The organism is Algoriphagus sp. (assembly GCF_029254265.1).
In the GTDB taxonomy this organism is placed as follows: domain Bacteria; phylum Bacteroidota; class Bacteroidia; order Cytophagales; family Cyclobacteriaceae; genus Algoriphagus.
In genome coordinates this window covers 125,626-144,875 of sequence record NZ_JAQWXX010000025.1, presented here as the reverse complement: position 1 = coordinate 144,875, position 19,250 = coordinate 125,626, and the positions used below count along the sequence as shown (strand labels likewise).

Here is a 19,250-nt window from a genome sequence, read left to right as displayed (position 1 = left end):
TTAGTACTATGATTTCTGTAACAGAGGCCCTAAGTCTTATTGATCAAAACACCTCAAAGTTGGAGGTTGTATCTCAGCCAATACAAACAGTTTTGGGAAGTACACTTGGAGCGGATGTTTATGCTCCGATTAGTTTGCCGCCTTTCCGGCAATCCTCTATGGATGGCTATGCATTTATCCATACTGGACTCACTGATCTTGAGATTATTGGCGAATCTAAAGCAGGAGATTCTGTCGAAATTTCCTTGTTAAAAAACCAAACCGTTCGAATTTTTACTGGAGCTCGAGTTCCTGATTTGGCCGACACTGTGGTGATGCAAGAACATGTCGAGAAAACGGAAAATGGAATTCGTATTCTGAAAATGCCCGAGCGGTTTGCGAATGTGAGACCAATCGGGGAGCAGATCGAAAAAGGCAGTCTGGCACTTCATGAAGGAATTAAAATAAATGCGCCTTTAATCGGGTTTTTGGCAGGTTTTGGGTTGACTTTGGTTCCTGTCATTGCCAAACCGAGGGTGAGTATTATCGTAACGGGAAATGAGATTCAATCCCTTGATCAACCCCTTTCCGTGGGAAAAATCTACGAGAGTAATTCGCTGATGATTCAGCAGGCAATTGAGAATATGGGAATCCCTGTGCATCAGATTATACAATGCCGAGACGATCAGAATGCTACGATTGAGGCGATCTCGAAAGGTTTGGAATCGGATATTTTAATCGTCTCCGGAGGAATTTCAGTTGGGGATTATGATTTTGTGGAAGAGGCTTTGCTAAGCAACGGAGTCAAGCAGATTTTCTACAAGGTCAATCAAAAACCTGGGAAACCCCTTTGGTATGGTAAAAAAGGGGAAAAGCAAGTTTTTGCACTTCCGGGAAATCCCGCCTCTACGATGATGTGCTTCTTGATTTATGTGGCCCCAGCACTTCGGAAAATGATTTCAGGACTTCCTATTCAGATGAATTTTCAAAAAGGAATCCTGAAGAAAGCAGTAGAAAATAAGTTTGGAAAAGCGCTCTTTCTATTATCTACTGAGGAAAATGGGGAAATTGAAGTTCTCCAAAAACAAGCCTCCAGCATGTTGATTTCTTTCGCAATGGCAAATGCGATTCTATTTTTCCCGCCGGATCAACTGGAAATACGAAAAGGAGAATCAGTTTCTTTTCTACCCATAAATCGATAACCAATATTTACTAGTTATTGGGTTTAGTTGTCTTAGTTTTCGGAAGTATGGCATATGGCGACAAAACTTTTTTGCCCCTGAGCCATTTCTTTTATACAAGCAGTTTTAAGCTTCAATAGAGTTTCTATTACATATTTTGGTGTAAATCAATCTTCAAAAATTGGAGTTGTTATGTTACCCTTTTGTAAATTGAAGGATTAGAAAAAAAATCATGATTAAGGTCCACTATTTTGGAATCATAGCTGAAGCAGCAAAAAGCGAAGGAGAAACAATTTCCTCCCCAAGCATACCTTTAAAATCCCTGATTGGGGATTTGACAGAAAAGTATCAGCTGGATTCCTATCAATTTCAAATCGCTGTAAATCGTAAAATTGTCAAGGAAATGGATGCGCTGGAATTAAAGACCGGAGACGAAATCGCATTATTGCCAGCCTTTTCAGGTGGTTGATCAATGGATTTTAGCAGACAAATTATATTGCCTCAGTTGGGAGTTTCAGGTCAAAAAAAGTTGAAAGACTCCAAAATCCTAGTCGTCGGAGCAGGAGGACTAGGTTGTGCCGTATTACCTTATTTGGCAGCTGCAGGAATAGGGACCCTTGGGATTATGGATGGAGATCGAATTGCCGCTAGCAATCTTCATCGACAGTTACTTTATTCCCAAAATCAAATTGGCCTTTTAAAATCCCAAGAGGCAAAAAAGTATTTGAATATAAATTTTCCTGAGGTTGATGTTGACGCAATAGATTTCTTTTTGGAACCCTCAAATGCAAGAGACCATCTTCAAAACTTTGACTTGATCATTGATGCAACCGATGAGATTTCGGCCAGACACCTCTTGAATGATTTTTGTCAAGAGCTTGGTATTCCCTGGGTATATGGTTCTATTCATCAGTTTCAGGGACAAGTCTCGGTTTTCAATTTTGAGAATGGTCCAAATTACAAAGACCTTTTTCCGATTGCTGACGCAGACGCAATTTCTTGTTCAGATGCCGGTGTCCTTGGCACTACGGTAGGATTAATAGGAATGCTGCAGGCTAATGAAGCGATTAAAATAGTAGGAGGATTCGGAAAGGTGCTTTCGGGAAAAGTATTGATTTATGATTTGCTTTCTTGTAACCAACAGATTTTTGAATTTGAAAAGAGACCAGAAAATAACTCCAGATTGGAACAAATTTCTTTTCCATTCATTTCTATTGAAGAAGTAATCCAATCCAAAAGAACTGTGTTGGATGTCAGGGAAAAGGACGAAAAACCGGAGATTTTAAAAGAAAACTTTCTAAAGACTCCACTTTCAACACTTGCTGAAAAGGTAGAATTATTTGATCGGGGAGAAGAAATTTGCATCTTTTGTCAAACAGGTAAACGAAGTCAAACTGCTGCCGAAATACTTCATCAACTGGGATTTACCCAAATCCGTCTCATTAAAGGCGGTGCAAAAGAAATTCTAGAACAATTATCGCATGAAAAAGACCTTTCTTGAAGGGGCAATTGCCTCAGACTTTATAGCAGAATCCATTGCAAAGCATCAAAGCAAACACAGCATTGGGGCTCATAATATTTTCTTGGGACAAGTTCGTGGGGACGAGATCGACGGTAGGCAGGTGACTGCTATTGAATACAGTGCCTATGAGGAAATGGCGAATGAAAAGCTTCACGAAATTAGGGAGTCAGCTTTTGAAAAATTCGATCTGACTTGCCTACATATCTATCATAGCCTCGGACGTGTGAAGGTTGGGGAGATTTGTTTCTTCGTTTTTGTTTCGGCCAAGCGTAGAAAGGAAGTTTATGCTGCCACGGAATATTTGGTCAATCAAGTGAAAGAACAAGTCCCTATTTTTGGAAAGGAAATCTTTGAAAATGAGGATTTCCAGTGGAAAGTAAATAGCTAAGGGATGGTCGATATCACTCATAAAATCACCACACTTCGTGTGGCAAAAGCGAAGGCAATCGTACATACAAGTAGCCTTGACACGATTCTGGCAGTTACAGAAAATCGGGTTCCCAAAGGGAATGTCTTTGAAATGGCGAAAGTGGCGGGTCTTTTTGCGGTGAAAAACACCCATTTGACTATTCCGGATTGTCATCCGCTACCAATCGAATACACTGCAGTGGAGTATCAGATTGAAGGTTTGGAAATCCATATTTTCATCACAGTCAAAACAATTTACAAGACAGGAGTTGAGGTTGAAGCTATGCATGGGGCTTCGGTGATTGCTCTTACGATTTATGATATGCTCAAGCCAATTGACAAAGGAATTACGATTCGTGAAATAGGATTGGTTGAGAAAACGGGTGGAAAAAGTAGCTTTAAAAGGCAAGATCCGAGCACTATTTCAGCAGGAGTGATCGTTTGTTCGGACTCGATTTCTGCCGGAGAAAAAGAAGATGGAGCTGGAAAAGCGATCATTGAAAAGCTAAAAAGCCAAGGCGTAGAAGTGAAAACCTATGCGGTCGTTCCCGATGAAATCGCTACAATCAGAGCCACTGCACTTGATCTTTGTGATCTGGTGCAGCTATTGATATTCACCGGAGGGACAGGTCTTTCTCCCAGAGATGTGACACCGGAAGCTTTGGAGCCTATTTTGGAGCGACGAATTCCTGGAATCGAAGAGGCCATTCGAAGCTACGGACAGCAAATCATGCCCTATGCCATGCTGTCCAGATCGGTAGTTGGCACGATTGGGAATTGCCTAATTTTGGCTTTGCCAGGCTCAACCAAAGGGGCATCCGAATCCATGGATGCAGTTTTTCCGCATTTATTGCATGTATTTAAAGTCCTAAAGGGAACTACCCACTCCGCAAATGACTGAGCATAGCAAAGCCCTGATCGACCAATTTGGTAGGAAGCACGACTACCTGCGAATCTCGTTGATTGAGAAGTGTAATCTTCGATGCACCTACTGTATGCCCGAGCACGGTATTCCACTTAGCCCTGCCAAGGAGCTGATGACGGCTGAAGAGATTGGGAATTTTGCGGAGATTTTTGTGGGTTTTGGGGTAAAGAAAATTCGACTTACTGGAGGAGAACCTTTCCTGCGAAAGGACTTTGCTGACATTGCGAGGCTGCTTGCGGCTTTTCCTGTAGAGATTTCCATTACCACTAACGGCATGCTGCTCGATCGAAATATCGAGCTTTTGCAAGATCTCGGGATTAAGCACCTGAATTTCAGCCTAGATACCTTGAAAGAAAGTAGATTTCTGGAAATGACTCGACGAACTGGTTTTCAGAAAACGATGGAAAACTTTCATTTAGCCATTGAGGAGCAATTTCAACTCAAAATCAATTGTGTTTTGATGAAAGGCGAAAATGACGATGAAATCATAGACTTTATCCGATTGACGAAAGACTTGCCGATCTCTGTGAGGTTTATTGAGTTTATGCCTTTTGATGGGAATAAATGGAATAAATCGAAGCTGGTCTCTGAAGCCGAGATTCTGGCTCAAGTCGAAGAAGCCTTTGGCAAAGCCAATCTGATTTCATTACCAGATGAAAAAAATCTAACCGCCCGGAAATTCAAGATTGAAGGTTTTCAGGGCGAATTTGGGATTATCAGTTCAGTGACCAATCCTTTTTGCGGGACTTGTAATCGGATTCGACTTACTGCCAATGGAAGAATAAAAAATTGTCTTTTTTCAAATCGGGAAACCGATCTTTTGAAAGTGATGCGAGCAGGCGGTAATGTGGAGGAGTTGATTTTGGAGTCGATTTACAACAAGAAAGCTGTTCGTGCAGGAATGGATAATCTGGAAAAACTCTCTGATCCGGAACTACATAGTCAGAATCGAAGCATGATTGCCATTGGCGGTTAAAATTCACTTTTCACTTTGATCAAAATCAAAAAAAGCACTCCCGAAAGAGTGCTTTTTTAAAATTAATTACGAAGAGAATTAACCTACTCGCTCAGTCTGAGAGAAATAGAATGAACCTTCGATAGCTGCATTTTCGTCAGAGTCAGATCCATGGACAGCATTAGCCTCGATTGAAGTAGCGAAAATCTTACGGATAGTTCCTTCAGCTGCATTTGCAGGGTTGGTAGCACCGATCAAAGTTCTGAAATCTTCCACTGCATTCTCTTTTTCTAAGATAGCGGCGATGATAGGTCCAGAAGACATATATGCACATAGATCCTTGTAGAATGGTCTTTCCTGATGTACTTCGTAGAATTTACCAGCAAGAGCAGGAGTTAATTGGGTAGCTTTCATAGCTACGATTTTAAATCCAGCCTCCTCGATCATTTTCAAAATGGCGCCTGAGTTGCCCGCTTTGAAAGCGTCCGGCTTAATCATGGTAAATGTTCTGTTTGTTGCCATGGGTTTTTATATTTTAATTGGTTTAAATCGGCTGCAAAAGTATAGCTTTTCGCGCCAATCTCCGAAAAAACTTCTTGATTTATACTTTAGCTACTTAATTTTCAGGGAAATGCACTGCTTTGGAATTGCCAAAAAAATATTGACCTTTGCACCACACTAAAGCCAAAGTGCCGCTAAATATCTATGAAGGAAGCTTTAGCCTCATTTGCAAAAGAGATATCCTCCCCCAAAAAAATATTTATCACTACCCATGTCAAGCCAGATGCTGATGCATTAGGCTCCTCACTTGGTCTTGCTAATTACCTGATCAAGAAAGGTCATGATGTGACAGTGGTGACTCCATCCGATTATCCGAGTTTTCTCAATTGGATGAAAGGGAATGAGGATGTTCTTGATTTCAGCAATCCGAGTGATGTCAATCAAGCCAAGAAAAAGCTAGAAGAAGCAGAAGTGATCTTTTGCCTTGATTTTTCTGTGCTGCATCGGGTGAATGAACTTGGTGAGTTGATCAGAGCTTCTGATGCTTATGTAGTAAATATTGATCACCATCAGGATCCGGAGGATTTTGCAGATTACAGACTCTGGAGCACAAAAGCTGCAGCCACCTGTGAGCTTGTCTATGAGTTAATCGTGGATCTAGGAGACAAATCCCTGATAGACAAAGATATCGCGGAATGCCTCTATGCAGGCATTATGACTGATACGGGAGGATTTCGTCATCCAAACACAACCAAAAACGTTCACCTCGTTGTAGCTGAATTATTGGATTTGGGAGCAGATACTTCCCAAATAGCCAACTGGATCTATGATTCAAATTCTGTTAACCGATTGAAATTCATTGGATTTGCAATCTCAAGAAGGTTGGTAATCCGAGAAGATTTGCATCTTGCCTACTTTACAATCAGCAAAAAAGATCTTAAAAAATATCAAAGCCGAACCGGAGACACCGAAGGTTTGGTCAATTATGCTTTATCTTTGGAGGGCATTAAACTTGCCGCACTATTTTCAGAGCGGGAAGATGGTATCAAGATTTCTTTTAGATCAAGTACGGAAGTGGCAGTAAACAAATTTGCAGCAGCTTATTTTAACGGCGGAGGGCATAAAAATGCTGCCGGAGGAAAATCTTCTCTAGGCTTGAAAGAGACTGTTGAATTATTTGAGTCCTTGGTGGCCAAACATCAATCCGAATTATTTGGCGAAGTGACTCTTACAGCCTAAAAAATCTCCCTAGTTTTACCTTGAAAATTCACATAAACTTTATGAAAAAATCAAAAAGCCTTTTGGCACTAGCTGTTCTCTTGATGGGAGCAACTACAATGTCTTCTTGTCAGAAAACAAAAGTGACTGAGAAAGACGGAATAGAATACACCTACATCAAAGAAGGTTCTACAAAAGCAACAAATGGAAACTTTTTGCTTTACAATCTTCAGATCACTAATGGGTCTGACTCAGTGATTTACTCAACTGCTGACCAACCGATGCCTGGGTATCTACAGGCAAATGACTCTCTTCCAACCAATAATGGAATGGATGAGATTTTCTTGAATTTGAAGAAAGGGGATAGTATCGTTTTCCAATCTACCGCAAAAACTATTTTCGGAGCTAACGTGCCTCCTTTCTTGAAGGAAGACGAAATGGTAAAAGTGAATTTAGGAGCTTTTGAAGAAATGGACGAAGCAGGTATTCAGGCTTATTTCGAAAAAGTAATGGCAGGAGAAGACTCTAAAAGAGCTGAAAGAGCAGTAGCTCAATTGGCAGCTGAGGCAAGTACTATCGAAGCATATGCAAAAGAGAAAGGTCTTAACATTCAAAAAACTGAAAATGGGCTATACTATGTAATCGAGCAGGAAGGATCTGGAGACCCAGTCACTCCGGGTACCACTATGTATGTTAATTATGCAGGTTATCTGTTAGATGGAACACTCTTCGACACCTCTTATCCAGAAATTGCAAAAGCAAATAATGTATTTAATGAAGGAAGAGAATATTCTCCACTTCCAGTAAACGTAGGAATGGGTCAAGTCATTCCAGGGTGGGATGAAGGATTGCTTCTTTTGAAAAAAGGGTCAAAAGCAAAATTTCTAATCCCTTCACCTTTAGCGTATGGAGAATCTGGTGCGGGAGCAATGATTCCAGCCAACTCTCCTTTGATTTTTGACGTAGAGGTCACTGACGTTCAAAAATAAAAGTAAACCCTACTCTAAAAGATTACCATGAAAATTAAATTAGTCGGACTCCTTGTTATCGTTTTCGCTTCGATCGGATTTATTTCTTGTATCGATCAAGAAAATACAATTGAGGCGATATTTGAAAAAGATCTCAAGGCCATCGAGGAATATGTTGCAACCAGTAATTTGGTCAATGTGAAGGAATTCAACGATCCTGTCCTTGGTATCAGGGTAATTTGGCAAGAGCTTTCAAATAGTGGAGTTAAAATTGCTAGAGGTGATACCATCAGTACCGATTATACTGGAAGACTTCTAGCAAACGATGCAATTTTTGATACCTCAATAGAAGCGGTAGCGGTACAAAATAATATTTTCAGTTCTCAGCGACGATATGTACCCTTGAGATTCCGAACTAGTTCTAATAGTTCTCCACAAGTTGTGATATCCGGATTTGAGTATGGATTGCTACAAATGGAGAGAGGAGACAAAGCAACGATTCTGATCCCATCAGAGTATGCATACGGCAATAATCCTCCCCAAGGAATTCCTCAAAATGCACCGCTTATCTTTGAAGTGGACTTAATTGAAGTAAAAGCAGGGCCACAGCAATGATGAATAGACAATCAGGAGTTTTAGTTGGATTAGTGTTATTGGTAGCAATCAGTAGTTGCGAGCCTACCAATCCTTTTGCTACAGGACCAGTATATGATTCAGACGCTAATCTTGCCATAGATCGTGAAAAAATCGATGCATACCTCGACACAGCTCGAATAGATAGTCTATACCGAATCCATGATCCAAGCGGTGTAATCATCATCGTGCAGGAGGAAGGAAACGGTACGCGTCCGACTAGCGGGAATGTAGTTTACACCGATTACACAGGTTCATTGATGAGCGATGGCTCTGTGTTTGATACAAGTATCGAGCAAGTAGCCATTGAGAATAGTATCTTCGTGGAAGGTAGAAATTATGTCACCTTTAGTTTTGTAAAAGGTTCTGGAGGGGTAATTACTGGTTGGGATATTGGCTTTGGCAGGTTGCGCCCTGGCTCCAAAGCAAGGCTGGTTATTCCATCTCCATATGGTTATCGAAATGCAACAAATAACACCAGAATCCCAGCGAATTCAGTTCTGATATTCGATGTGGATTTCAAAGGAATAGATTAATTAAGAGGGCTTAGGCCCTCTTTTTTTATAACCAAGGCAAAATAGCGGGTACCTTAGTGCGATAGACTTTGTATTGATCTCCGAATAGATCAATTAGATTTTTTTCTTCAAAATAAATCCCAAAAGGCAAGTACACTAACAAGCAAGCTAAATGAACTGCGGCCGTCACACTTCCCGAAAAGAAGAAATATCCCAAAAACACCAATATCAGGCCTGCATAAAGTGGATGTCTGATTTTTGAATAAATACCCGAAATCACTAATTTTTCCTGCTTTTGTTCTGAGGAGTTGAAACCTATAAAATTTGAAAGAGCAATCTTTTTTGCAGATTTTACCAGAATGATCGTTCCAAAAGCAGCGAATAAATAGCCTAGATAGATGGTAAACGTACCTTTGGATATCAAAATTATTTTTGGGATTAAAGCCGATTGTACCATTATTCCTGTAATTAGAACTAGTGAGAATACGGAATAAAAAAGGCGGTACCATTTAAAGGCGGAACCGATTTTTACCCGCAAAATTCTTTTTAACTTGGAGCTTGCCAATAAGGAATGAAGTGTGTAAAATACAGTCCAAGAAAGAGTGAGAAGTATATATTCCATCTAAATGATTGATTACCCAGTGTAAATATCTTATGAAATCGAACATGACCTAGAACGTCACACAGAGGGGTTTGCCGATGGATATGAGAAACCCTTGCGAGATTTCCCCGAAATGGCCTCAAATTCAGCAGACAAGTTCGGGACGGACTATGTGACAATCAAAGAACAATAATAAACGCATGAAAATCGGAATAATCCGCGAAGGAAAAAACCCTCCAGACAAACGGGTTCCATTTACGCCTAGCCAGCTTCAAGCAATCCAGAGGGATTATGCCGGTAAAATAAGTGTCCAAGTGGAATCAAGTAATGTCCGTGTAATTACTGACCAAGAATATCTCGATGCGGGAATAGAAGTGGTCGATGACATTTCTTCTTGTGACGTATTGTTTGGAGTGAAGGAGGTGAAAATCGATCAGTTGATTCCAGAGAAAACCTATTTTTTCTTTTCTCATACGATGAAAAAGCAGCCTTACAATAGAAAGCTTTTAAAAGCCATCCTTGACAAGAATATTCGATTGTTGGATTATGAAGTATTGAAAGACGAAGATGGTAATCGCGTGGTTGCTTTTGGAAGATGGGCAGGAATCGTAGGAGCATATAATGCATTCTGGACCTATGGCCAAAAAACAGCACTTTTCGATCTTAAAAGAGCTAAGGACTGTTTTGATCTTAATGAGCTACACGCTGAACTTTCAAAGGTACAACTACCTCCTATAAAGATCGTGGTAACAGGTACTGGAAGAGTTGCAAAGGGAGTTTTGGAAATTTTACAGAAACTGAATATCAAGCAGATTTCTAAAGAGGAATTTTTATTCCATTATTTTGAAGAACCGGTTTTTGTAATGCTGAAGTCTGAGGATTATAACAGAAGAAAATCTGACGGAGGCTATGAACGATCTGAATTTTATAAATATCCGGAGCGATACGAAAGTCATTTTCAAAAATTCGCTGAAGTTGCTGAAATTCTGATTTCTGCCGCTTATTGGGATCCGGCGGCTCCAAGGCTTTTTGAACTTGATGAAATCGCAAACGACGATTTTCAAATTTCAGTCATTGCAGACATCTCCTGCGACATCAATGGATCTATACCTACTACTATCAAGTCTTCCACTATCACTGACCCAGTGTTTGATATTGATCGAAATACCCATGAGGCTTTGCCGGCATTTGGAAGCCAGACCAGTATCTCCGTAATGGCGATTGATAATTTACCTTGCGAACTTCCCCGAGAAGCAAGCAGGGAGTTTGGAGAGCAACTGACTAAGTGGGTTATTCCTGCTTTACTTGAGGAGAATGCACCCATTCTTGAGCGGGCCACTATTGCAAGAGATGGGGATTTGACCTTGGAGTTTATGTATTTGACTGATTTTGTCCAATCAGATGAAGAGTCTTAATCTATATTAATCTTTACTAAAATAGATTAGTAAAAAAGGAATGATAAAAAAGGTGAGTAAGATGTAAGCAAAGCCTATAAATCTGCTCTCTATAGACTTTTTGCCCATCCAGGAAGCTAGTCTAACAGGAATCCTCCGAATCAAAGGAAAGGGTAAAAAGATCATTGCTCCAAAAACATTAAAAAGAAAATGTACTAATGCTAAAGCGATTGCAGCTTCAGTTTTATAGATAGCCGCAATTGCTGCAGTAATAGTCGTTCCGATATTAGCACCGATGATAAAAGGAAATGATTTTGGAAGCGAAACTTTTTTATTGGAAACCAGTGGCACGACCAAAGACGTGGTCACAGTGCTTGATTGTACGGCAGCAGTAAAAAAAGTACCATAGATAAATGCCAAATATGGATTTTTGAAAATGAAATTGTTGATCTCCTTGAACGAATCCACCACAAATGCTCGATAGACGGAAGTAGAAAGTAATTTGATTGCGCCGAAAACCATGAATATGGCTAGCAGCATAGTGAGAAAAGGGATATTGATGGTCTCTGTAATCCATTCTGTCAAGGGTCTAGTAAAAACCTTGTTGTATACGATTGGACCCATATAGTTTTCATCAGGAGCAAAAAAATGGGCAATCGATAAAGCCATTTTGGAGAGAAACCCAAATGAAATCTCCAGCGGCAATAAAATGAGAACTGTGAAAATGTTGAATATATCGTGTAAAATTCCCGCAGAAAGTGCCCTCTTGAACTGTTTTCGGTTCATGATGTAGGAAAGAGAAACTAAAGTAGAAGTCAGCGTAGTACCTATATTGGCACCCATGACCATTGGGACCGCTTGTTCCAGTGTTAGATTTCCGGCTGCCACTACTGCTACTATACTCGCTGTCACTGTAGAGCTGCTTTGGATCAGTGCAGTCATCAGAAGACCGATAAATAGACTGACGAAGGGATTCCTAGTCGCAGATAAAATGTTTTCAGCAACATTGTTATTCAGCTGACTCATGGCTACTGTGAGTAGGTCTATTGCAAAAATGAAAAGGAGCAAAGCCAAAAGCATAATGAGATAGCTTTTGATCTTACTTTGCTTTTTCTTTTGCAATTCGATGGTTTCCATGCGTTGGAATAAATATATTTTTGTTTTCGGCTACAGTTAATTTTCAGAGGTTATTTACTCTTTCGATAAAAACTAAAGGCAAAACCCAAATTTTTAATAAAATATTGAGCAAAAGTTGAAATTTTTTTGCGGAAAACAAGATGACGCATTCCTTTTAGCCTGAAATTGCAGTTCCTTAACAATTTGTTAATATGGCAGGCCAGATTATCTTCTTTAATTTTAGCCGCCGAACAACAGCCACCCAATGGCCAAAAAAACAATAGACCAAAACATTAATCAAGATAAGCTCTCCAAAAGCGCTTATTCACTTTTTGATTTCACAAAGAAGGAAAAGCCATTCCTAATAGTGATTTGTATTCTGGTATCCATCGCTGGTCTCATAACATCCTATACCTATGCTGCGATGTGGTTTGGGTTTGCTTTAGCAGCCTATTCTGCTATCGCCAATGACAGTATTCAGACGATTGGTACTTTCATCGCCTCCAATCAAAACAGGAAATGGTACTGGCTTTGGTTATTTATGGGTTTGATCTTCGTTGGGACAGTGACTTACAGCTGGTTTGCCTTTAATGGAGATGTGAGTTATCAGCGCCTCAGTGTCCCCGGATTGGAGAAAGCAGCGGAGAGTTTTGTATTTCTTCAGCTTGCAGCTCCGATTGTTTTATTGATTATGACCAGGCTTAGAATGCCTGTATCGACGACTTTCCTGCTTTTGAATGTATTTACCTACAAAGCAGGTACTATTCTGGAGGTAATGAAGAAAAGCTTTTTGGGTTACCTCCTAGCTTTTTTTGTAGCCATTATCGTCTGGTATGCGATCGAGCGTTTGGTGAAAGATTACCTCAAAGGTGAGGCTAAGCCTTATTGGACAGTCCTCCAGTGGATCACTTCAGGTACACTTTGGGCAGTTTGGATCATGCAGGATGCAGCTAATATTGCAGTATTCCTTCCCAGACAATTGTCCGTCGTAGAATTCATTGCCTATGCAGGTTTTGTATTTGTTGGGATTGGTTTCCTTTTTTACCTGAAAGGAGATAAAATCCAGGGGATTGTCAATGAGAAATCCAATGTAACGGACGTCCGAGCAGCTACTATTGTGGACTTTGTGTACGCTATTATTTTGTTTTATTTCAAGATCTACAGCAATGTACCAATGAGTACAACCTGGGTCTTTATTGGATTGCTTGGAGGCAGAGAGTTGGCGATTGCATTAGGAAAAGTCGGGAAGGAGAAAAAGCGAAAAGAATTAGTGACACGAGCGTATCGACTAGCTAAGAATGATGTCGTAAAAGCATTTATAGGTCTTTTGGTGTCTTTGATTTTGGCGGTAGTTATCAATGAAGGCGTGAGAAATGAGATTCTCGAAATGCTAAATTTTTAATCATTGGAGCTTTCCAGCCACGAATATTTCATGAATGAAGCCTTAAAGCAGGCTCATTATGCTTTTGAGGAGGGGGAAATCCCTGTAGGCGCAGTGATCGTATCCAAAAATCGAATTATCGCCAAGGGCTATAATCAGACAGAGCGATTGAATGATGTAACCGCACATGCCGAAATGGTTGCTATTACCTCGGCAGCAAATTTCTTGGGAGCTAAATACCTGATTGATTGCAAGCTTTACGTCACTTTGGAACCCTGCGTGATGTGTGGAGGAGCATTGTTTTGGTCCCAAATCGGAGAAATCCACTACGCTACATCCGATCCGAAAAGAGGATGCATGAAAGTTGAGCCTTCAATCCTACATCCAAAGACCAAAATATTTGCCGGGACCTTAGCCCAAGAAGCCGAATTGCTTTTGAATAATTTTTTTAAAAAGCTTAGAGAATAAAAGGAATTTTGTTCTTACAGAACCTTTTTATTGCAAAGGGGGTTTTGAAAGCAGATTATTTGAATCATTTTAACTCATTGTATAACCTTTAAATTTTAAGAAAATGGCTTTTGAATTACCAGCGCTTCCTTATGCAACAAATGCATTAGAACCAAATATTGATACGAGAACAATGGAGATCCACCATGGAAAGCATCATAATGGTTATGTGACCAATTTGAATAATGCTATTTCGGGAACTGATCTCGAAGGAAAATCCCTTATCGAACTTTTAAAAGTAGCAGGTTCAAATACTGCAGTAAGGAATAATGGTGGCGGACATTACAATCATAGCCTATTCTGGACTATCTTATCTCCCAATGGAGGCGGAGCGCCTACTGGAGAATTAGCGGCAGCTATTGATGCAAAATTCGGATCATTTGATGCTTTCAAAGAGACTTTTAACAAAGCTGCTGCAACCAGATTTGGTTCCGGATGGGCTTGGCTTTGTGTGGACACCAAGAAAGAACTTTGTGTATGCTCAACTCCAAATCAAGATAATCCTCTAATGGACATTGCAGAGTGCCCTGGCACTCCTATCATGGGATTAGACGTATGGGAGCATGCCTATTATTTGAATTACCAAAACAGACGACCCGATTACATTGCTTCATTCTGGAATGTCGTGAATTGGGATGAGGTAAGTAAAAACTACGCAGCAGCGAAGTAATACCTGATCATTGGTTAAAAGATCCCCATGCCTAAAGGTTTGGGGATTTTTTTGTTTTAAAATCGAACGGGAAAAGTGTACGTTTTTGAAACAGGGTTTTTCAACAGAAAAACAAAACCTCCCTTTTTAGCGATTTTAGGCTGATTTTATTCATTGGCATTTTCTTTTCATAGGTTGGTACGAAAACAAAACCAACCAGCATTAAAATGAAAACTACCAACATTATCTTTTTTACCCTCTTAATCTACATGCTAGGGATTAGCACTCTGGCTGCAAAAGAAGTAAGTAAAATCTCCGGAAAAGTATTAGATCAAAAAGGGGAAGCCGTTCTCTTTGCTAATATAGCCCTGATCAATGTAGGTGCCGGGGGATTAGTTGATGGAACTGTCTCCAACGAAGCGGGCGAGTTTCTAATTGAAACTATTAAAACCGGAAATGTCAAATTGGTGATTTCTTCAATTGGCTTTAAGTCATTTGAGTCTGATTCATTTGAATTGGTTTCTGGCTTGATCAAAGAAATGGGAACTATCTCTATCGAGGATGAGATGACAGGCCTGAATGAGGTGACTGTTCAATCCACGAGGCCTGAAATCATCATAGAACCTGATAAAACTATCGTGAATGTTGAGGGTACCGTTTTGGCTGAAGGATCAAATGTGCTCGATGTGATCGGCAGATCTCCGGGAATCTATGTAGATCAGGATGGAATTATCAATCTAAATGGTCGTTCTGGAGTAGTAGTCATGATCAATGATCGCCAAACCTACATGAGTGCTACAGATCTTGCCAATTTCCTAAGAGCGATGCCAGCGGATAATATCAAGAGCTTAGAAGTGATCAATAATCCCTCAGCCCGATTTGATGCAGAGGGTTCTGCAGGAGTGATCAACATTATATTGAAAAAGAATTCGGTGGATGGAGTTTTTGGAAACGTCCAAGCTGGAGGACAGTACAATGGCCTATGGGCTCCGATCGGAGGAATAGCGCTCAATGTAAAACAGGGAAAGTGGACTACAAATGCCAATCTCAACTTTAATGAATATGCGATTTACAACGATTTAGAAATCGAGCGAAATTTTACACTCCCTGAAGGCATATCCAATTTCAGCCAGGAATCAAGAATTAAGCAAAGAGACAAGAACCTGTTTTTCAGCGGAGCTGCGAATTATGAAATCAATGAAAATCACAACTTGGGTTTGAATGTGCAAGTTTCAAATTCCAATGATCTTAACACAAATAGATCATCCACAGAAATCACGAGTCCCGCAATGACTGAAAACAGCTACTTGGATTCAGATAATAATGCTGATGGTCACAGCGACCGAATTTTTGGAAATATCCATTACGAAGGGAAGCTAGATACTTTGGGGACAAAGATTACTTCCGATGTTGATTTTACTCGAATGAATTCGGATAGCGAGTCACTTTTGACCAATTTGACCTGGACGGGTGAAGACCAGATAGGGGGAATGCAAGATCGAATTCTGACGCTGAATGATATGTACTACAATATATTCACTGCCAAAGTGGACTTTGTAAAACCTTTGAAAAACGGAAGCACTTTTGAAACAGGATTGAAAGGATCTTGGGTAAAATCAGACAATAATCTTGATCTCAGCCGGTCAAATGAAGATGGTCCTTTTGAGCCAGATCCGAGTAGCAATCAATTTATATATCATGAGAATGTTATTGCGGGCTATGCCTCATTTAAAGGGAAGTTTTCTGATAAAGTTTCTTTCCAAGCAGGACTAAGAGGTGAATACTCTGATATCGAGGGGAATTCTGTGACGCTGAATCAGCTGAATACTCAGAATTATTTCAACCTCTTTCCAAGTGCATTTATTCAGCATCAAGTCAGCGAAAACTACCAGATTGTATATACGGCAAATCGGAGGATCACTCGACCAAATTACAGATTGCTTAATCCATTTGTCTATTACATAGATCCTTTGACTTCTGAGCGAGGAAACCCAAATCTGAAGCCGCAGTATTCAAACAACTTTGAAATGAATCATGTGGTGAAAGGAATGTATCAATTCACAGTCGGCTATTCGGAGACTCAGGATGCATTTATGCAAGTCTTTATCCAAGATCAAGAAGACCGGACCACGACTACATTTACGGATAACTTTGACAAAACAAAGAATGCAAATTTCCGGGCAATCATTCCAGTGGACATTAAAAAATGGTGGGGAACTTCCAATATGGTTCAGGTAAATTACAACCGATTCAAGTCTCAGATTGGAGATGATTACCTGGATAATGCTCAGACTTCTTTTATGGTGAGATCACAGCATAATTTCACTTTGCCAAAAGGGTTTAAAGTAGAATTAATGGGAATGTATCTTGGACCGCAAATCTGGGGACAAGGTTCTATCGAAGGATTCGGCTGGGTGGATGCTGGGGTGACCAAATCCATCATGAAAGACAAGTTAACCATTGCGGTGAATGGAACAGATCTCTTCCGTACCCAAGTAATTAGAGCTAAAGTGGACTTTGCTGATATAGACACTTCATTCAGACAATACCGAAGTAATCAGGGAATTCGATTTACGCTAAGATACCGCTTTGCAAAAGGCGATAGCTTCCGAGTAAACAGCAATTCAGGAAGTACTGAAGAGCGAAATCGATTAAACTAAATTTAAATCTCCCCCCTTCCCAAGAATAGAGAAAAGGAATGTTTAATTAAATAACCGCTATGAAAAGCCTTTCAAAATTAGGAGTAATTGTACTGATGCTTGTCTCAGTTCAGCTATCAGTGGCTCAGCAGACAGATTTTTCCAAAGCCGACCAACTCTTGGATTCTCTGGAAGTACATAACAAATTTATGGGAACTGTCCTACTCACTGAAAATGGACAAATTCGCTTCGCTAGAAGTCGTGGATATGCAGATCAGGAAAATGGAATAAAAAATATTGTTGAGACACAGTACCGGATAGGTTCCATTTCCAAAATGTTTACTTCAGTCTTGATTTTCAAAAGTATTGAGGACAAAGAACTCAATTTGGAACAAGCGCTTTCAGATTTTTATCCCATGATACCCAATGCGGAAAAAATCCAAATCGCCCATCTTTTACAACATCGGAGTGGGATCCATAATTTCACCGATAGCAAAAACTACCTTGAGTATAATACTGAGGCTAAATCTGAAGCCGAAATGCTGCAAATTATCCTAGAGGGAGGGAGTGACTTCGAGCCGGACTCCAAGGCCGCATATAGCAATTCCAACTATGTACTTCTATCATATATTCTCGAAAAAATCCATAAAAAACCCTACGGAGAAATCCTCCAAACGGAAATCGTTCGACCACTCAAGCTAAAAAATACCCAGGTTTTTGGAGTAATTAGCCCACAGGCAGCAGAGGCACGGTCCTATGGCTACAATGACGGTTGGGTAGTGGAAAAAGAAACTCATCCCTCCATTCCCATGGGTGCAGGAGCAATTAGTTCTACAGGGGAAGATTTAGCCCAATTTGCTAAAGGGCTATTTGATGGTAAGTTAGTTTCTCAGAAAAACCTTGATCAGATGATGGAAATCAAGGATGGCTATGGTTTTGGGCTGTTTTCTTTCCCGTATTATGAAAAAAAGGCCTACGGACATACAGGCGGGATCGATGGATTCCGATCCATTTTGGGGTATTTTCCGGAAGAAAAAGTTGCTATTGTCATACTTTCCAATGGCCTAAACTGGAACAACAATGACATTATTTTGGCGGTATTGAATGAGTACTTTGGGAAGGAAGTCACGATTCCATCTTTTCAAAGTTTCAGTGTGGCGGAGGCCGAGATTGACCAATACTTGGGCGATTATGTTTCGGAGCAGATTCCGATCAGTTTTACCTTTGTCAAGGAAGGCAATACGTTGATCGCTAAACCCACCGGCCAACCTGATACAAAGCTGGAGGCTACCGCTAAACATCAGTTTGAATTTCCGGCAGTAGGAGCAGTATTTATTTTCGATCCCGAAAATGGAGAACTTACCCTGAAACAAGGAGGCGGGTCCTTTCTATATAAAAAGAAGTAAAGAAAAGCCGGGATCATCCCGGCTTTCTTCATTTTTCATCTAGGAATATTCTTTAAACTGAGGCAATTCAATTATGCGATTTGATCCTTTCGATTGGATACTAGCCAACGCTCCAAGTTGATAGCAAAGAGAAAATCCTCAAGAAGCGGCCTTGTAAAACCATGCGAATTTTTGACGGTAACTTTGAGCTGTTTTTGTTTTGGGATGGTTGCTCGTGAGCTCGTGATTTCCTGATCAATCCGTGCTAAAGTGGTATAAAAAGATCAAAACTCCCGTAAACGCTGGTTTCTTTTCCCCTTTAATTTCGAGTTTGACCTCAACTTCTGCTTTTACCGTGCCACGGAGATTTACTATAGATTTGAGTTTGGCAACCAATCGAACCTCACTATCTACCAATACTGGATTTGCAAACCGAAGAGATTCGATGCCATAGTTGATCATCATTTTCAGATTTCGGACATCCACGATTTGTTCCCATAGGAAGGGTACGATACTCAAGGTCAAATATCCATGTGCAATCGTATTTCCAAAGGCACCTTGGGCCTTAGCACGCTCCGGATCAGTATGAATCCACTGGTGATCGTGAGTGGCTTCAGCAAAGAGATTGATTTGCGATTGGGTAATTTGAAAATAATCTGAGGCTCCTAGTTCTTGGCCATTGAATTTTTCGAAATCGGAAAAGCTTCCTATTATAACTGGCGGCATCTAAATTTTATTTGGTAAAAAACCAAATTAGGCCAGATTATTTGGGA

The 19,250-nt window shown here is 40.3% G+C and carries 20 protein-coding genes; 16 read left to right on the top strand and 4 right to left on the bottom strand.

Annotated features, from left to right (window positions below; genetic code table 11):
- The first annotated feature begins 8 nt into the window (after window positions 1–8).
- From P8O16_RS03150 to moaA, 6 genes are all read left to right on the top strand, one after another.
- Entirely contained in the window at window positions 9–1,181 is a 1,173-nt protein-coding gene (locus P8O16_RS03150) for a molybdopterin molybdotransferase MoeA (protein ID WP_300310770.1), read from the top strand.
- A 211-nt stretch (window positions 1,182–1,392) separates the two neighbouring features.
- Entirely contained in the window at window positions 1,393–1,629 is a 237-nt protein-coding gene (locus P8O16_RS03145; RefSeq protein WP_300310768.1) for a MoaD/ThiS family protein, read from the top strand.
- A 3-nt stretch (window positions 1,630–1,632) separates the two neighbouring features.
- A complete protein-coding gene (locus tag P8O16_RS03140; protein WP_300310766.1) occupies window positions 1,633–2,661 on the top strand; it encodes a HesA/MoeB/ThiF family protein in 1,029 nt (342 codons plus the stop codon).
- Window positions 2,642–3,070 (top strand): molybdenum cofactor biosynthesis protein MoaE, encoded by a 429-nt coding sequence (locus P8O16_RS03135; RefSeq protein ID WP_300310764.1) that lies wholly within the window; start codon window positions 2,642–2,644, stop codon window positions 3,068–3,070. The genes P8O16_RS03140 and P8O16_RS03135 overlap by 20 nt, the downstream gene beginning before the upstream one ends.
- Before the next feature lie 3 nt (window positions 3,071–3,073).
- Window positions 3,074–3,991: a bifunctional molybdenum cofactor biosynthesis protein MoaC/MoaB gene (gene moaCB, locus P8O16_RS03130; protein WP_300310762.1), complete on the top strand. Its 918-nt coding sequence runs from the start codon at window positions 3,074–3,076 to the stop codon at window positions 3,989–3,991.
- Window positions 3,984–4,991 carry a GTP 3',8-cyclase MoaA gene (gene moaA / locus P8O16_RS03125; protein WP_300310761.1) on the top strand — a complete coding sequence of 336 codons (1,008 nt, stop codon included), beginning with the start codon at window positions 3,984–3,986 and terminating at the stop codon, window positions 4,989–4,991. The genes moaCB and moaA overlap by 8 nt, the downstream gene beginning before the upstream one ends.
- Before the next feature lie 78 nt (window positions 4,992–5,069).
- On the opposite strand, the gene P8O16_RS03120 is transcribed toward moaA, so the two are convergent.
- Window positions 5,070–5,492 (bottom strand): nucleoside-diphosphate kinase, encoded by a 423-nt coding sequence (locus tag P8O16_RS03120; RefSeq protein WP_300310760.1) that lies wholly within the window; start codon window positions 5,490–5,492, stop codon window positions 5,070–5,072.
- Window positions 5,493–5,675: 183 nt separating this feature from the next.
- Here P8O16_RS03120 and P8O16_RS03115 point away from each other — a divergent pair, with 183 nt between their 5' ends.
- Genes P8O16_RS03115 through P8O16_RS03100 form a run of 4 tightly spaced genes read left to right on the top strand, consistent with a single transcriptional unit; the run spans window position 5,676 to window position 8,826 of the window.
- Window positions 5,676–6,710, top strand: a complete 1,035-nt coding sequence (locus P8O16_RS03115) for a bifunctional oligoribonuclease/PAP phosphatase NrnA (RefSeq protein ID WP_300310758.1) — start codon at window positions 5,676–5,678, stop codon at window positions 6,708–6,710.
- 41 nt (window positions 6,711–6,751) lie between these two features.
- Window positions 6,752–7,678: an FKBP-type peptidyl-prolyl cis-trans isomerase gene (locus P8O16_RS03110; RefSeq protein ID WP_300310756.1), complete on the top strand. Its 927-nt coding sequence runs from the start codon at window positions 6,752–6,754 to the stop codon at window positions 7,676–7,678.
- A 27-nt stretch (window positions 7,679–7,705) separates the two neighbouring features.
- The gene (locus P8O16_RS03105; protein ID WP_300310754.1) at window positions 7,706–8,272 is read left to right on the top strand and encodes an FKBP-type peptidyl-prolyl cis-trans isomerase; all 567 of its coding nucleotides are present in this window, start codon (window positions 7,706–7,708) and stop codon (window positions 8,270–8,272) included.
- Complete coding sequence (locus P8O16_RS03100) at window positions 8,269–8,826, top strand: FKBP-type peptidyl-prolyl cis-trans isomerase (RefSeq protein ID WP_367182793.1); 558 nt, start codon at window positions 8,269–8,271, stop codon at window positions 8,824–8,826. The genes P8O16_RS03105 and P8O16_RS03100 overlap by 4 nt, the downstream gene beginning before the upstream one ends.
- A gap of 25 nt (window positions 8,827–8,851) precedes the next feature.
- Here the strand turns inward: P8O16_RS03100 and P8O16_RS03095 are convergent, their stop codons facing one another.
- Entirely contained in the window at window positions 8,852–9,427 is a 576-nt protein-coding gene (locus P8O16_RS03095; protein ID WP_300310753.1) for an isoprenylcysteine carboxylmethyltransferase family protein, read from the bottom strand.
- A 179-nt stretch (window positions 9,428–9,606) separates the two neighbouring features.
- On the opposite strand from P8O16_RS03095, the gene P8O16_RS03090 reads away from it, so the two are divergent.
- A complete protein-coding gene (locus tag P8O16_RS03090) occupies window positions 9,607–10,821 on the top strand; it encodes an NAD(P)-dependent oxidoreductase (RefSeq protein WP_300310752.1) in 1,215 nt (404 codons plus the stop codon).
- 6 nt (window positions 10,822–10,827) lie between these two features.
- Here P8O16_RS03090 and P8O16_RS03085 read toward each other — a convergent pair whose 3' ends face one another.
- Complete coding sequence (locus tag P8O16_RS03085; RefSeq protein WP_300310750.1) at window positions 10,828–11,937, bottom strand: Na/Pi symporter; 1,110 nt, start codon at window positions 11,935–11,937, stop codon at window positions 10,828–10,830.
- A 244-nt stretch (window positions 11,938–12,181) separates the two neighbouring features.
- Between P8O16_RS03085 and P8O16_RS03080 the strand changes: the two genes are divergently transcribed.
- The 5 genes from P8O16_RS03080 (at window position 12,182) to P8O16_RS03060 (ending at window position 18,498) form a co-directional block, all read left to right on the top strand.
- On the top strand, window positions 12,182–13,318 hold the full coding sequence (locus P8O16_RS03080; RefSeq protein WP_300310748.1) for a hypothetical protein: 1,137 nt from the start codon (window positions 12,182–12,184) through the stop codon (window positions 13,316–13,318).
- 3 nt (window positions 13,319–13,321) lie between these two features.
- The gene (locus tag P8O16_RS03075) at window positions 13,322–13,765 is read left to right on the top strand and encodes a nucleoside deaminase (protein WP_300310746.1); all 444 of its coding nucleotides are present in this window, start codon (window positions 13,322–13,324) and stop codon (window positions 13,763–13,765) included.
- 103 nt (window positions 13,766–13,868) lie between these two features.
- On the top strand, window positions 13,869–14,474 hold the full coding sequence (locus P8O16_RS03070; RefSeq protein WP_300310744.1) for a superoxide dismutase: 606 nt from the start codon (window positions 13,869–13,871) through the stop codon (window positions 14,472–14,474).
- A 206-nt stretch (window positions 14,475–14,680) separates the two neighbouring features.
- Window positions 14,681–17,113: an outer membrane beta-barrel protein gene (locus P8O16_RS03065; RefSeq protein ID WP_300310742.1), complete on the top strand. Its 2,433-nt coding sequence runs from the start codon at window positions 14,681–14,683 to the stop codon at window positions 17,111–17,113.
- A 59-nt stretch (window positions 17,114–17,172) separates the two neighbouring features.
- Window positions 17,173–18,498 (top strand): serine hydrolase, encoded by a 1,326-nt coding sequence (locus P8O16_RS03060; protein ID WP_300310740.1) that lies wholly within the window; start codon window positions 17,173–17,175, stop codon window positions 18,496–18,498.
- 234 nt (window positions 18,499–18,732) lie between these two features.
- On the opposite strand, the gene P8O16_RS03055 is transcribed toward P8O16_RS03060, so the two are convergent.
- Complete coding sequence (locus tag P8O16_RS03055) at window positions 18,733–19,203, bottom strand: MaoC family dehydratase (protein ID WP_300310738.1); 471 nt, start codon at window positions 19,201–19,203, stop codon at window positions 18,733–18,735.
- Window positions 19,204–19,250 lie beyond the last annotated feature (47 nt).